Annotated in this window: 12 protein-coding genes; 11 read left to right on the plus strand and 1 reads right to left on the minus strand. The window is 42.9% G+C overall.

The annotated features are described in order from the left end of the window. Window positions 1–127: 127 nt before the first annotated feature. The 10 genes from rplS (at window position 128) to HYN59_RS13955 (ending at window position 13,485) form a co-directional block, all read left to right on the plus strand. On the plus strand, window positions 128–478 hold the full coding sequence (gene rplS / locus HYN59_RS13915; RefSeq protein WP_108778851.1) for a 50S ribosomal protein L19: 351 nt from the start codon (window positions 128–130) through the stop codon (window positions 476–478). Window positions 479–1,057: 579 nt separating this feature from the next. Then, window positions 1,058–1,291, plus strand: coding sequence for a hypothetical protein (locus HYN59_RS13920; RefSeq protein ID WP_108778853.1), 234 nt, complete (start codon window positions 1,058–1,060; stop codon window positions 1,289–1,291). A 163-nt stretch (window positions 1,292–1,454) separates the two neighbouring features. Beyond that, entirely contained in the window at window positions 1,455–3,680 is a 2,226-nt protein-coding gene (locus HYN59_RS13925) for an NADP-dependent isocitrate dehydrogenase (protein WP_108778854.1), read from the plus strand. A 102-nt stretch (window positions 3,681–3,782) separates the two neighbouring features. Next, window positions 3,783–4,208: a hypothetical protein gene (locus tag HYN59_RS18175; protein ID WP_219928779.1), complete on the plus strand. Its 426-nt coding sequence runs from the start codon at window positions 3,783–3,785 to the stop codon at window positions 4,206–4,208. 92 nt (window positions 4,209–4,300) lie between these two features. Next, the gene (locus tag HYN59_RS18180) at window positions 4,301–4,729 is read left to right on the plus strand and encodes a DUF4268 domain-containing protein (RefSeq protein ID WP_219928780.1); all 429 of its coding nucleotides are present in this window, start codon (window positions 4,301–4,303) and stop codon (window positions 4,727–4,729) included. Window positions 4,730–5,142: 413 nt separating this feature from the next. Further along, window positions 5,143–5,718 (plus strand): Crp/Fnr family transcriptional regulator, encoded by a 576-nt coding sequence (locus HYN59_RS13935; RefSeq protein WP_108778856.1) that lies wholly within the window; start codon window positions 5,143–5,145, stop codon window positions 5,716–5,718. A 66-nt stretch (window positions 5,719–5,784) separates the two neighbouring features. Continuing rightward, on the plus strand, window positions 5,785–6,915 hold the full coding sequence (locus HYN59_RS13940) for a serine hydrolase domain-containing protein (RefSeq protein ID WP_108778858.1): 1,131 nt from the start codon (window positions 5,785–5,787) through the stop codon (window positions 6,913–6,915). Window positions 6,916–7,113: 198 nt separating this feature from the next. Further along, the gene (locus HYN59_RS13945; protein WP_108778859.1) at window positions 7,114–9,492 is read left to right on the plus strand and encodes a TonB-dependent receptor; all 2,379 of its coding nucleotides are present in this window, start codon (window positions 7,114–7,116) and stop codon (window positions 9,490–9,492) included. Between the two features lie 45 nt (window positions 9,493–9,537). Next, window positions 9,538–10,362 (plus strand): DUF4249 domain-containing protein, encoded by an 825-nt coding sequence (locus tag HYN59_RS13950; RefSeq protein WP_108778861.1) that lies wholly within the window; start codon window positions 9,538–9,540, stop codon window positions 10,360–10,362. Between the two features lie 39 nt (window positions 10,363–10,401). Then, on the plus strand, window positions 10,402–13,485 hold the full coding sequence (locus HYN59_RS13955) for a WG repeat-containing protein (RefSeq protein ID WP_108778863.1): 3,084 nt from the start codon (window positions 10,402–10,404) through the stop codon (window positions 13,483–13,485). Here HYN59_RS13955 and HYN59_RS13960 read toward each other — a convergent pair. After that, window positions 13,482–13,970, minus strand: a complete 489-nt coding sequence (locus HYN59_RS13960; protein ID WP_108778864.1) for a GNAT family N-acetyltransferase — start codon at window positions 13,968–13,970, stop codon at window positions 13,482–13,484. The two genes, HYN59_RS13955 and HYN59_RS13960, sit on opposite strands and share 4 nt — an antisense overlap. 398 nt (window positions 13,971–14,368) lie before the next feature. Between HYN59_RS13960 and HYN59_RS13965 the strand changes: the two genes are divergently transcribed. Continuing rightward, entirely contained in the window at window positions 14,369–15,031 is a 663-nt protein-coding gene (locus tag HYN59_RS13965) for a thiamine diphosphokinase (RefSeq protein ID WP_108778866.1), read from the plus strand. Window positions 15,032–15,457: the final 426 nt, after the last annotated feature.

Consider the following 15,457-nt stretch of genomic DNA (forward strand, 5'->3'; position numbering starts at 1 on the left):
CTTTAAACTTTAAACCTTAAACTTTTTGCTGCTTCAAAATAATTTTTACCTTTGCACCCTCATTCGGACCAACCTCTGACGAAAATCGTGAATGTTGCTTTGGATCAATCATTTAAAATTAACAATTATGTCTGATCTATTAAAATTTGTTCAGGACGAATTCGTAGCAAAAAAAGACTTCCCTGATTTCAATGCAGGTGACACTATCACTGTGTATTATGAAATTAAAGAGGGTGAAAAAACAAGGACACAGTTCTTTAAAGGAGTAGTTATCCAAAAAAGAGGCGCTGGTATCACCCAGACTTTTACAATCCGTAAAATGTCAGGTGCCGTAGGTGTAGAGCGTATCTTCCCGGTAAACATGCCTGCTCTTCAGAAAGTTGAAGTTAACCAAAGAGGTAAAGTTCGCAGGGCACGTATATTCTACTTCCGCGACCTTACGGGTAAAAAAGCAAAAATCAAAGAAAGAAGGAGATAATCCAAACTTTCGGAATTATACAAGGATCCCATCGCATTGCGGTGGGATTTTTTTTATGTAAGACCCCAAAGGTTTTAAAAACATAGGTGTTCGGAAGACTATAGGGTTCTTTATGCATAAATTAAGTTTTTAAATTACTTGATTTTGCAAGGATTAGAAATTTAATCGATATCCTTATATGCCGCTCCTCCGGAGCTCAAGTAGGTTTCGCTTACATTTTGCTATAAATATTCCGTCCCTCCGGGACTCATCAGTGGCAGCCCCGGCGGGGCGATATGTTTATAGAAATGTTGAACATGAATGCCTTAGAACTCCGAAGGAGTGACATGTGGATTATTTGTCACTCTTCCGAACTCTTGTATTTTAAAAACCTTTGGGGTCTTTAGCAACTAAAAATATGATTGTAACGTCCGCGTGAGGATCCCGAAAGCTTTCGGGACGGCATCCCGTAGCCTGCCTGCCGGCAAAGGCAGGCTTGCGAAGGGATACAGCGACTTGACGCTGAAAGCCGAACTAGCGCGCCCAAAAAAATTAATTGAAAACATTATGTTCTTACACCGTTAAAAACTACATTTGGATATGGATCCTATCTTTATAAAAATAGCCGACGTACGCGGCGGTGTACACTTCATAAATATCTCGCATATTTATGAGGTTGAGGAAATTGTAACCGCCAAAGGTAAAGAACGGCACACGCACATCAGATATTATTCCATACCGGATTGCGCAAAATGCCAGGTGAATAAAGTAATTACAAAAGAATTCCCGACTTCCGTGCTGGAGCGCATCAATCAATTAAAGCAAAATTCGTAAAATTTCAATCGTTTTTTTGCCGGTTTTGCCGTATCCGTTTCCGGTAGATTTTGCTATATTTGCGAGCCTTGCTTTCATTATAGCGAAGCACAGTAACAAACACAATATAACTTATTAATAATCCCTTTCCAACTTCGGAAAGGGGCCATTTAAAATTAATCTAATGTCCAAAACATCAAAGATTTTTTACACGATAACTGATGAGGCCCCTATGCTGGCCACGCATTCTTTCCTTCCTATTGTACAGGCCTTTACCGCCCCTGCCGGAATTGAGGTTGAAACCCGCGACATTTCCCTTGCCGGAAGGATACTGTCTAACTTCCCGGAACGCCTGACCGACGCCCAAAAGACGGGCGATTCGCTTACCGAGCTCGGCCAGTTGGCGACCACCCCGGAAGCCAACATAATAAAGCTGCCAAATATATCGGCTTCGGTACCGCAGCTGAAAGAAGCCATTAAAGAACTACAGGGACAGGGCTACAAAGTGCCAGATTATCCTGAAGATGCAAAGACTGATGAAGAAAAAGAAATAAAAGTCAGATATGCCAAAGTATTGGGATCTGCTGTAAACCCGGTTTTACGCGAAGGCAACTCCGACCGCAGGGCACCAAGGGCCGTTAAGAATTATGCCAAAGCACACCCGCACTCGATGGGGCCATGGTCGGCAGATTCTAAAACCCATGTTGCCAGCATGAGCGAAGGCGATTTTTACGGAAGCGAGAAATCGGTTACCGTAAAAGAAGCCACTGATGTAAGGATAGAATTTACAGGCAATGACGGTGCTGTTACCGTACTAAAACCAAGCACGCCGCTAAAAGCAGGCGAGATAATCGACTCGTCGGCGTTGAGCCTCAGCAAACTGAAAGCCTTTGTTGCCAAAGAAGTAGCTGACGCTAAAGCACAGGGTGTATTGTTCTCCCTGCATATGAAAGCGACAATGATGAAGGTGTCTGACCCTATCATCTTCGGCGCAGTGGTAGAAGTTTACTTTAAGGATGTTTTTGAGAAATACGCAGCATTGTTCAAAGAGTTGGGTGTAGATACGCGCAACGGCCTTGGCGATGTGTATGCCAAGATAGCAGGCAATGCTCAGGAAGCTGAAGTGAAAGCTGCCCTTGATGAGGCGATGAAAAACGGCCCTGCAATCGCGATGGTAAATTCAGATGCAGGAATAACCAACCTGCACGTACCAAGCGATGTGATTGTGGATGCTTCTATGCCGGCCATGATACGCACTTCAGGACAGATGTGGAACGCTGAGGGTAAAGGACAGGATACCAAAGCGGTTATCCCTGACAGGTGCTACTCAGGGCTTTATACAGCTACGATAGACTTTTGCAAAAAACACGGCGCTTTTGACCCTGCAAATATGGGCAGCGTACCAAATGTAGGCCTTATGGCGCAAAAAGCCGAGGAGTACGGTTCGCATGACAAAACCTTTCAGGTTGCTGCTGATGGCGTTGTAAAGGTGATCGACAATAATAACGGTACCATATATATGGAGCAGGCAGTTGAAGCAGGCGATATCTTCAGGATGTGCCAAACCAAGGATGCTCCGATACAAGACTGGGTAAAGCTTGCCGTAAACAGGGCGAGGCTTTCGGCTACCCCTGCGGTATTCTGGCTGGATGACAAGCGTGCGCACGACAGGCAGCTTATCGAAAAAGTAAATACTTACCTGAAAGACCACGATACGAATGGCCTTGACATCAGGATCATGGATCCTATCGCAGCAACGAACTTTACACTGGAAAGGATTATAAAAGGTGAAGATACGATCTCTGTAACCGGGAACGTACTTCGCGATTACCTCACCGACCTCTTCCCTATCCTGGAGCTTGGTACATCGGCAAAAATGCTTTCTATCGTTCCGCTGATGAATGGCGGCGGGTTGTTCGAGACAGGCGCGGGAGGTTCTGCTCCTAAGCACGTGCAGCAATTCGTTGAAGAAGGCTACCTGCGTTGGGATTCGCTTGGCGAGTTCCTTGCATTAGGTGTTTCTCTGGAGCACCTCGGCCAGACACAGGACAATGCGAAAGCACTGGTTCTCTCTGAAACGCTGGATGCAGCCAACGAGAAATTCCTCGAAAACGACAAATCACCTGCACGTAAAGTAGGCGGTATCGACAACCGTGGTTCGCATTTTTACCTTGCCTTATACTGGGCACAGGCGCTTGCCGCACAGGATAAAGACGCTGAACTGAAAGCTAAATTTGAGCCGATAGCTAAGGAACTTACTGAAAACGAAGCTAAAATTGATGCCGAGCTTATCGGGGCGCAGGGCAAGCACCAGGAAATTGGCGGCTACTATCACCCTGACTTTAACCTGACTGATATAGCCATGAGGCCAAGCGGGACGTTCAACAGCATCCTGGCTAAATTGAATTAAGCGATTAATGCTATATTATATTGAAGCCATCCGTGAGGGTGGCTTTTATTTTAAGTTGGTAATTAAAATATAAATCTTTTAATTTGATAAATTAAAGAACTTATGGAGCTGGGAATACTTAGAACTGTTACAGCAAGACAGAAATGGATTAGTGAAGCCAAGGACTTTACTCCATGGCTTGCACAAAATATTTTATCATTGAGTAATGCCGTGGGTATTGAACTCGAAGTAGAAAATATTGAAGTAAAGTGCGGGCCATACTCAGCGGATATTTTAGCCAAAGATACAGCAACAAGTAAATTTGTAGTGATTGAAAATCAGTTAGAAAAAACTGATCACGACCATTTGGGAAAGGCTATTACTTATGCTTCGGTTTTAGATGCCTCGACAATAATTTGGATTGCAACAAATTTTACAGAAGAACATAAAAAAGCATTAGATTGGTTAAATGATCATACATCTGATGAAATTCATTTTATGGGGTACAAATTGAATTATGGCAAATTGACAATAGTAATCCTGCACTAAAATTTAATATTATAAGCCAGCCCAATCAAGCTGTTAGGCAAATCGCCAGGACTATAGCAGCAGAAGATCTTTCTGATAAGAAAAAATTTCAGTTGGAATTTTGGACAAGATTTAAAGATAAACTTGCGCTAACAAGAAAAATAAATTCTCTCCAAACACCACGTCCACAATATTGGTATGATATAAGTTTAGGAAAAAGCTATTTTACTCTCTCAAATATTTGCAATACAGAACAGAATACAGTTGGCATTAGAGTTTATGTAGGAAATAAAATCGCTCCTGTAGTATTTCCCTATCTGGAAAATAGAAAAGAAGAAATTGAAGATCTAATTGGTTTACCGCTGCAATGGGATCCAAATCCTGACAATAGAGATAAGATCATTTTGCTAGCTCATTCTACGGATTTTGATGACAAAATATTAGTAGATGAAGCTCTAAATTGGCTAGTTGATTATACAATTAAATTCAGAGAAGTATTTAGCAGGATTATTAGGGAGATGAGAATTACAAATATTGAATAGCCATGAAAATAGAAGACCTAAATAAATCCAAATTTCCAATTTATAGTTTTTGATAAAAATTGGAAGAATAAAAGGAACGATATTATTTCCGGGGAAACTGGAAAAGCAAATGGAATTTATCCAAAGGGGGGTGCCTAAAGCCACATATGAAATAAATTTGATCATCAAGCCATCCGTGAGGGTGGCATTTTTATTTCCGATAACTTGTACCTAAAAATAACTCTTATCCCGGTTTTGATATTACTTTTAAAACTGTAGCTATGAAACAAATACTACTTCCCTGTTGCTGGCCTCATATCCGGTTAAAAGAAATGCACCTATTTACTATTAGACAGGATGGGAAAAGTAGATTAAGTTTTGGAGAATAACTTTATTAAAACAAGTCTTACATTTGTAAAAATAATTTCTGCGAAATGTATATCAATCCTAAAAACCAGTTTGATAAAGCTGCTGATGGCGCTACAGAAAAGCTTATACGCCTGCTCGCTGAGAACGGTACCGAAACCAAGGTTAAAACAGGGCAGCCGGCAATAAAGGAAGGCCAGCGCTGCGACTTTTTTTTCATTGTCATTTCAGGGAGCTTCCGGGCATACCGGCTGCTAAATGACAAGGAAATGATTATCGGATTTAGTTTTGCCGGCGATATTGATACAGCGCCCTATGCTTTTATTACCAACTCCTATAGTACCGAAACCATCGAAGCTATAGTTGACAGTACAATCATCAAAGTGCACCGCAACACCCTGGAATCATTGAAAGAGCTTTATCCCGAAATGAAAAACTTTACCGAAAACCTTTTGGCCCATTATATTGAAGTGTTGGTAAAGCGGCATATTGAATTCAAGACCTATACTGCCGAACAGCTCTACCACTCATTATACCAAAGGCAGCCGGACGAGGTAAAGCTTATACCGCTAAAATATATAGCTTCCTACCTTGGCATTTCGCAGGAACGTCTGAGCAGGATAAGGGCAAAATCACCGAATTGACTTAGGTCAATTTATATTTATCGCCATTAAAATAAATTTGCGGCATCAATCAAAAAAATCGAAATCATGAAAATTTTAAAATTATTGCCCCTATTGTATCTGTTTGTTTTTGTAGCATGTAACAACGATGACGATGTAAAGCCGTCTGTCGACAAAAAGCCGTTGTTGCAGGAAAAGCTTAACGCCGCACTGGCAGACTTTCCCGGCCTCAGCCTCAGCGTAAAAACACCGACTGAAAGTTATACTCTTGTAGCAGGCGATGCTGCCGTAGGCCAAACACCAATGCAAACGGGCAGCCTGCAATATATGCAGAGTATATCTAAGACGTTTACAGCGGTGGCCGTGCTGAAACTTAAAGAAGAAGGCAAAATAGACCTTGATGCCAGGATTAACACCTATCTTCCTGCGGATATCTGTAATAATTTAGCCAACGGGAATAGCATTACCGTTCGGCAGCTGATGAACATGACTTCGGGGCTGCCCGATTATCTTGACAATGATTTATTTTTCGAGGATGTGCTCTCGGGTCCGCTGCCTATGCCCAGTGAGCAAATACTTGGCTACATATATGGTAAACCTGCCAACTTTACTCCCGGTACATCTTTTAGCTACAGCAACATCAATTATCACCTGCTCGCCCTGATTATCGACAGTGTTACCGAAAACGGCCACCGCCAGTACATCACCCAGAATGTTATCGGGTCAGCCGGGCTTACCAACACGTACTATATAGCAGGCTCTGATATTACAGCCGCGCCTGCGGGTACTGTGGCCAGCTATCTCGCAGATGGCAATACATTTACAGATATAAGCGCGCTGCAGCTGGGCACGGTACTGTCGTTCATTGGCGATGACGGTATTGTTGCTGCACCAGCAGATATCGCATCATTTTACTATAAGCTGTTACACGACGGTTCTTTAGTATCGGCAGCTTCATTGGCAGAAATGAAAACAACTGTAAGCCTGCAGGGCGAGCCAATATATGGCCTTGGCCTGCATTTTTATAAAACTGACAGCAGCGTGCATGCCATAGGGCATGACGGAAGCGGTGCAGGTGCCGGCGCCTATGCATTTTATTTCCCATCAAAAAATACGAGCATCGTATTATGCACAAATACGGGTACACTTACCGATGCCGCTAAGGAAACGCAGCTAATGAATTTGTGGCAGGAAGTAAGCGGTATTTTGCTGGAATAAGATTTAGTTGTATTATTTTTCTGTAATTTATTGTAACAGACTGCAATTTAATTCGTCATACTGCGTTATGAAACCGAAAAAGAAAAATAAGCAGCTGTAAAAATTGCAGGTATTTGCCGGAAATACATAAATGTATCCGGGAAAATTGCTGCAACTTTGCATACAGTTCATCAATCAATCAATAAAACAAACCACATCATGATTTTACGAACGAAAGGGTATCTTACGGTATTCCTCATCATGTTCCTGGGGAGCGTATTGGCCCAGGAAAAATTTACCCTTAGCGGTACCATTGCTGATGGCAGCAGCAACGAAACGCTTATCGGAGCCAGCGTTTACATTAAAGAAGTACAAAAAACCGCCACTACCAATGAGTACGGTTTTTTTTCAATTTCGCTTCCCGCAGGCACGTACACAGTGCAGGTTAGTTATGTGAGCTTTGGCACACAGGAAGAAACTATTGTCCTGAACGGCAATGTGCGGAAGAATTTCAGCTTGGTCTCGAGCAGTGAGGAGCTGCAGGAAGTCGTTATATCTGACGACCGCCGCAGGGCCGAGATCAAAAGGCCGGAGATGAGCGTAAACAAGCTCTCGGTACAGGAAATAAAGAAAATGCCTGTTGTGTTGGGCGAAGTGGATGTATTAAAATCCATACTCACGCTTCCCGGCGTAACCAATGCGGGCGAAGGCTCGTCGGGCTTTAACGTACGCGGTGGGGCTGCCGACCAGAACCTTATCCTGCTGGATGAAGCGACCATCTTCAACTCTTCCCACCTATTTGGTTTCTTCTCGGTATTCAACTCGGACGCGATTAAAGACCTTAAGCTTTACAAAGGCGGTATACCGGCACGCTACGGCGGAAGGGTATCATCGGTCCTGGATATTTACCAGAAAGAAGGAAACAATAAGGAATTCCACATGAATGGCGGCATAGGCCTCATATCGAGCCGCCTTTTGGCCGAAGGGCCGATAGTAAAGGAAAGGGGCTCCTTCCTTATAGGCGGAAGGGCTTCGTATGCCCACCTGTTCCTGAAGCTGACCGATAATGATAACTCGGCATATTTTTATGACCTGAATACAAAACTAAGCTATAAGCTTAATGATAATAACAACCTGTATTTATCTGGTTATTTTGGCCGTGACCTTTTTAACATCAACCAAAGCTTTAATAATATTTACGGGAATTCGGTAGTGAATTTGCGCTGGAACCACCTGTTCAGCGAGAAGCTTTTCTCGAACATGAGCATGATATACAGCGATTATTATTATGGGCTCCAGCTCGATTTTATCGGGTTTAACTGGGATTCCGGCATTAAGAACTTCAATTTCAAGTACGACCTAAAGCATTATCTTTCGGATAAGCTCAAGCTGAATTATGGATTGAACACTATTTACTATGACTTCAATCCCGGGGAAATAACCCCTAATGGCCCGAATTCTGCCGTGAATGCCGAAACGCTGGAAAAGAAGCACGCCTTTGAACCGGCTATTTACCTTGATGCCGAACAGGAGCTTACCGACAATATCACCGTAAGCTATGGTATGCGCTACAGTATGTTTTACCGCCTTGGCAGCCAGACGTTCAATACCTATGCCAATAACCAGGCGGTTACTTTTGACGAAGAACTGAAAATATATGAGAAAGCCATGCCTACCGGCACAAGGACCTATGGCAGTGGTGATGTTATAGCCAATTTTGGCAACCTGGAACCCCGCGCTGCCATATCTTACCAGTTGGATGACAACCAATCGGTAAAAGCGAGCTACAACCGTATGGCACAATACCTGCACCTGATATCGAACACCTCTTCCCCTACTCCGCTCGACGTATGGGCGCCGAGTGACAACTATCTTAAGCCGCAATTGCTGGACCAGGTGGCTGTAGGGTATTTCAGGAATTTTAAGAATGATGCCTATACGCTGGAAGTGGAAACGTTCTTCAAAAAAATAAAGAACAGGCTGGACTATATAGACGGCGCCGACCTGATCGCTAACAAAGCCATAGAGCAGGTGGTGCTTCCAGGTCGGTCAAGGGCCTACGGACTCGAAGTGCTGCTAAGGAAAAACACCGGCAAGCTGGGCGGCTGGATATCCTATACACTATCGCATGCCGAGCAGCAGACCCCGGGAAGGGCTCCGGGTGAAACCGGAATAAATAATGGCAGGTGGTACCAGACAGGCTATAACAAAACTCACAACCTTTCTATTACCAGCACTTACGAACTTACGGACAAGTGGTCGTTCGGCGCGATATTCGTATTGCAGTCGGGGCTGCCTTCTACCTTCCCGAACGGGCAATACCAATATGGGGGCATCACGATACCAACCTTTGAAGGCCGCAATAACAGCCGCCTTCCGGCCTACCACCACCTTGATGTTTCGGCAACCTATACGCCAAAACCCGAAAAGAAAAAAGGATGGCAGGGCGAATGGGTTTTCAGCATTTACAACCTGTACAACAGGATGAACGCCGCCTCTATCACTTTCAGGCAAAATGAGGACAGCGGGCATAATGAGGCCGTGAAATTATCCATTTTCGGAATCATACCGAGTGTAACGTACAACTTTAAATTCTAAAACACTGTCACCCTGAGCGCAGTCGAAGGGCCTAAACAATATATCATGAAAAATATCAAATATATACTGCTTCTTATAACTATCACATTGCTTGCCTCCTGCGAGCATGTGGTGGATGTTGATCTTGATACGGCTCCGCCACGGCTTGTGGTAGATGCCTCTATCAACTGGGAAAAAGATACTGATGGAAGCCAGCAGACCATAAGGCTTACCACAACTGCGCCTTATTACCAGAATGAAGTGCCCCCGGCATCGGGCGCTACGGTTTTTATTACCAACACCTCCGGTAATGTATTCAATTTCATAGAAGATCCGGGCACAGGCAACTATAACTGCATCGACTTTGTCCCGCAAATTGGCGAGACCTATGTACTGACCATAAATTACCAGGGACAAACCTATACTGCAACAGACAAGCTGTACGCCACCCCTGATATAGCTTATACGACCCAAGATAATGAAGGTGGTTTCTTCAACGATTCTGTCGAGGTACGCTTCTTTTTTATGGACAATGGTTCGGAGGACAACTTTTACATATACCGCTTTGATACCGACCTGATGCCATACCCTGATTATGATGCTATAGACGATGAGTTTTTCCAGGGGAATGAGATGTTTGGTATTTATGACCATGAGGATTTTGAGCCGGGCGACGTACTGAAAATAAGGCTATATGGTGTTTCGCAGCGTTACTATAATTATATGGACCAGCTGATTGACATTGCCGAAGGAGGTGCAGGCAGCGGCCCGTTCCAGACGGTTCCGGCTAATGTGCGCGGCAACATCGTGAACCAGGCCAGTCCCGATAACTATGCCCTTGGCTATTTCAGGCTGGGCCAGGTCGACACATTGGATTATGTAATACAATAGTTGGCATTCTTTTTGTAAGAATAAACCAAAACCCAAAATATGACCCGAAAGCCTGCCATAACATTACTATTCCTTATGGCAGGCTTTCATGCGTTCGCGCAGATCCCATTCGATACCATCTACAAAAATGATGATAGTTATGAAGTGTCGGAACTCATTAATTATAAAGCCAACTTCATCCTGAATAAACAATTTGAGGATGCAACGGAAATAGACAATGACTACTTTATCGTAAAGAAAAACGGGAAGTATGGCGTGTATAACGAGACCGCTAAAAGTATTTACGCCGAAGTAAAGTATGACACCATTACCCCTATCGGTAATTTCCTTCTTAATGGCAAATGGGGCAACCTGCTGTATGGGGAAGAACTATCGAAACTGATATTGGAGCACCCGCGGGGCGTTGTTTTCATTAAAGACAAGAAATATGGCGTAAAGAAAATATCAGGTGAAACTATCCTGAAAGCAGAATATGATGAGATCATACCGCAATCGTACGGGCTTTTCTTTTTCAGGAAGAAAGATAAGTGGGGTTTTATAAATGCGGATAAGGACAAAAGCCTGGTAAAGCCCAAATTTGATCATATGGTAGCCTATACTGACTTCGATACGCAATATCCAACCGTTATAGCCTACAGCAATAAAGTCCAAACGAAGTACACTATTTATGGGCAGCCTGCCGGAAAAAAACAAAAGAGAGCAAAGCAGCAACGAATCATTAAAAGGTACTACGGGTTTGTACAGGGATATTGGTTCAGCGGATGGAAACCTGCTACGTTCTTTTTTACCGATGGCAAAAAGAACGGCGTGAAAGATCCCGCAGGAAACGTAATAATCCCTGCAAAATATGATATGATCAACCCGCTGATGGATGGCAATTATATCGTCTCGCAAGATACACTGCACGGGATGCTGGACAGCAAGGGGCAGATTATAATACCTCTAATATATAGTGGCATTGGCCCTGTTAAAGGTGATGCGCTGAAGGACAACCTGTTCTATGTTTACAAACAGAATGTGTCGTCGGTTTTTGATGCGAGAGGCAACCAGCTTTATCCTTTTGAGATATTGTCTTCAGAAGGTTCGATGCCGTTAAATGAAGATTACAGTAAAGTGTGTTTTCAGATCGTGGAAAATAAGGTCCTCGAAAAGAAGAAAGAGCTGGATGAATATGGCGAGCCCGTATTTGACAGTGATATATACAGCAAGGCACTCCTGCTTTATGAAAATGGAAAAATAACGAAGGTGCTTGGCGGCTGCACCGACATAAAATATATTGACCATCCGGATTCTTACACTGTTGTGTATACCGTTTACGGAAGTCCGCTTTTTGGCTTTTACAGCGAGGAAACAGGCAAAAAGACAGATGCTGTTTATAAAAAGTATTTACCGGTAGGTAATGGCCGCATTGTTGCTATGAAAGGCGAAAAATATGATACCCTGCTGGACGAGAATTTAACTGCAACCCCGCTGGATATAGAAGTGACAGGCTATAAAGATGGGTATTACCTTGTAAAAGACAGCAGCGGCATGAAGGTAATGGATGAGAATCATACTGTTTCGAAATTTGCCTATCCGAAGCTGGAGTTTTTAAGCAATACTGACCGCGGAAGCTATATAGCTCCCGAACTGAAGGCTGCATACTCCCGTGTATTTAAATTTTATGATTGGTCTGGGAAATGCGGTCTTATCGATGCAGATGGAAAGATACTTTTCCCTGCCGATACCTATGATGATATAAGCATAGCATTACGTACTGCCGATGACCCCTACCCTACAGCCGACAGGATGAAGGCCATCGGGAAATATTTAGACCGGATAATGGTTGCTAAAACATATAAAGGCGATACTGCGGAAACCGACCTGTATTTCGAAGGTGAAAAGATCGCGTCTTTCAATGTTTACAAAAATTGGCAGCTAAAATACAGCGACATTACACAGAATAACCAATTGATCATCAGGTACCCCAATATCAGGGTGTATAACCTTTTGACGCAAAAAACCGACCTTGAGGTAAAAGCCAATAATTTTAGCGAAGATACGGATGGCGGCTTTACAGTTATTGAAGAATATGGCAAGCGAAGAGGTATAGAGAAATACAGCACTTCCGGAAAATTGCTGTCTATCATTGCAATCCCTAAAGAGGGATTGTACAGCTACGAAAAAAGCAAACTGGAATACATTCATAAACAAAATGGGAAATATGGCCTTGTAAATGTAAAGGGCGAAATGGTGTCACCGTTTTTGAATGATACACTTTCAACGTACGATTACCTGTATTATATTGCAACTCGCGGCACCAAAATGGGAATCATTACAAAGGAAAGCGTCGCAATCCCTTTTGAATATGACGCGATTACCTATTATCCTTATAATTGGATGAATACAGAAAAGGGTGTTTATATCCTGAAAAAAAATGGAAAATTTGGCGTAGCCGATAAGGATGCTAAAATACTTCTGCCCGCAGAATATGATACTGCATTCGCTAAAGGGGAATTTATCATTGCTAACAAAGGAAATGTCTTTTCTGTTATGGACCGAAGCGGTAAACTGTTGTTCAATCTGGATTGCGACACATTAGAGGCCTATACGATGGAGCTGCTATATTTTACCAAAAACGGGAAGCAGGGTATAGTACGAAATGATGGAAAAACATTAATGGCAGCTTTATATAATCAATTCGAACAGTTGGGTAAAGACATTTATATTGTTACCGACGGAGATGCTAAATATCTAACTAATGATAAAGGTGAAAAGGTTCTAAATTTGCCCTTACAGTCGGCAAACACTATTACTTCGGATTACAAGCCTTTTGATATTACAGAAGACTATCTTGTTTTGCAAAACACAGGAGGCAAATACGGCTTATATTCTTTGGACATGAAAGAACTGCTCCCTTTTGAATATGACGATATCAGTGAAGTGGTGAACTTCAAATATGTTATTTTGAAAAAGAACGGGCATGTTGGTGTCGTGACTACTGAAAATAAAACAGTTATCCCTTTTAAATACGACTATATTAATTTCCGGGAATATGAGGACTACTTTGAAGCAGATGCCGGTAAAGCAAATTACCTTATTGCGCCCAATGGCATTATCCTGCAGGAAGAACTGGATGATTAAATAATCTTTTGGAAAGCGTCCCTTGGTGTGCCATCGCTTACATAGATCATCCCGCAATAAGTAAAGCCATTCTTCTTTAAGAAATTCTGCATGGGCAGGTTGTCATGGTGCGTATCCACCCGAATATTACCGATCTTTGAAAAAGCAAAATCGAATGCTTTTTGGGCGATACCTTTGGCTTTGCGCCCCGATGCCAGGCGGTGTATTACTCCATACGGCTTGTCATTTAGCCAGGAACCATCTTCGATCACTTTATAATTCGGGTCCGGGTCTTCTCCTTCCATAAAGCAGAAATAGCCGACGATTTCATTATCTAAAACACAAACAAATCCGTGGCCGTTATTGATATCTTCTAAAATAATATCCTGCGAAGGATAGCCCACCCACTGCGTCATGTTCCCGCTTTCGCGCATGATTTGGCGGGCTTCATCAATAATGGGCATTATAGTATTTAGGTCATTGGGTGTGGCTTGTTTTACCTGCATTTTTTATTTTTAAGTTGTACCGCAAAGTTGCACAAAGAAGACACAAAGATGCGCAAAGTTTTTTAGTATAGTCAAATCTATATAAATGTCATTCTATAATTTGCAGGTTTTATTTTCACGCAAAGGCGCAAAGCCGCTAAGACTCATGCCGGATTTAAGTCGTAAAAGCCGCAAAGCATTGCGTAGCAATGTTTGGATCACTCAGCTTTGCGTCTTGGCGTCTTTGCGTGAAATTCATTTATTTGTATAAAATAAAATTGATTCAAGTATAACTAAGGACTCAAAGTAATTTCTGCTAAAGCAGAAATTGAGATCCGTGGAAATCCGCCTGATACGTAGCCTGTCCAGCTTTAGCAGGGTTCCTTAAAATATCTTATTTTTACGTCAAATTAAAAAGCATGTCATCACACCACATTGTACGCGACGACCAGGAACCCGCACTTATCATTGCCAATGGGGCTGAATGCAGCAAAGAGCTTATGGGCCAGCTGCTGGAATGGTCGCCACTGGTTATCGTGCTCGACAGCGCTATTGAACGCGTCATCAACCTTGGTGTGAAAGTAGATGTGCTGCTGGGTGATTTCGACCGTGGGCTTGATCCGGAGCAATACCGCGATATGCAGTACCCGCTGGAAATTGTATATACTCCCGACCAGGACAAGACCGACCTTGAGAAGGCTTTCGATTTCCTTATCGACCGGAAGTTTCCCGCTGCCAATGTAATCTGGGCCACCGGAAAGCGCGCCGACCATACCATTACCAATATCACCAATATTGTGCGTTATCGTGATAAGCTGAAGGTCGTGGTACTTGATGATCATTCGAAGATATTCCTGTTACCTAAAAAGTTTGAAAAATGGTACCCCGCAGGTACTCCCCTTTCATTGATCCCAATTGGAAAAGTATCGGGCATCCACTCCAAAAACCTGAAATACGAGCTTAACAATGACGAGCTGACCATTGGCTACCGCACCGGAAGCAGCAATGAAGCGCTGGCTGACGGCATGGTGGTGATAGAACATAGGGAGGGTGACCTGCTGATGATGGAGTGTTTTGATTAGTTTTCAGTCGCAGTCGCAGTTCTCAGCCCGAATAACCGATACAATTCCCTATAGCCCTGATTGAAGTGGAAATCCTTTTTGCAAAAAAGATTGAAACGGAAAGCAGGAAAATGGATGGCAAAAAAAGCCCAAGCCATTCGCTCCTAAAAAAATCTATAATCAAATCCATACAAAATGCAATTCTGCAATATGTCGATTTTATTTTCACGCAAAGTCGCAAAGCCGCAAAGACTCATGCCGAATTTAGGCCGTAAAAAGCCGCAAAGCATTGCGCAGCAATGTTTAGAGCGCTCAGCTTTGCGTCTTTGCGACTTTGCGTGAAATACAATTTTATCTGCGTGCAAATAAAATTTGTGTCAAATAAAATTGATTCAACTATATAATAAATTGTAATCACCCGGCTACTTCCCTTTACTTCATGTTCCT

It is taken from the genome of Flavobacterium album, from assembly GCF_003096035.1.
GTDB lineage: Bacteria > Bacteroidota > Bacteroidia > Flavobacteriales > Flavobacteriaceae > Flavobacterium > Flavobacterium album.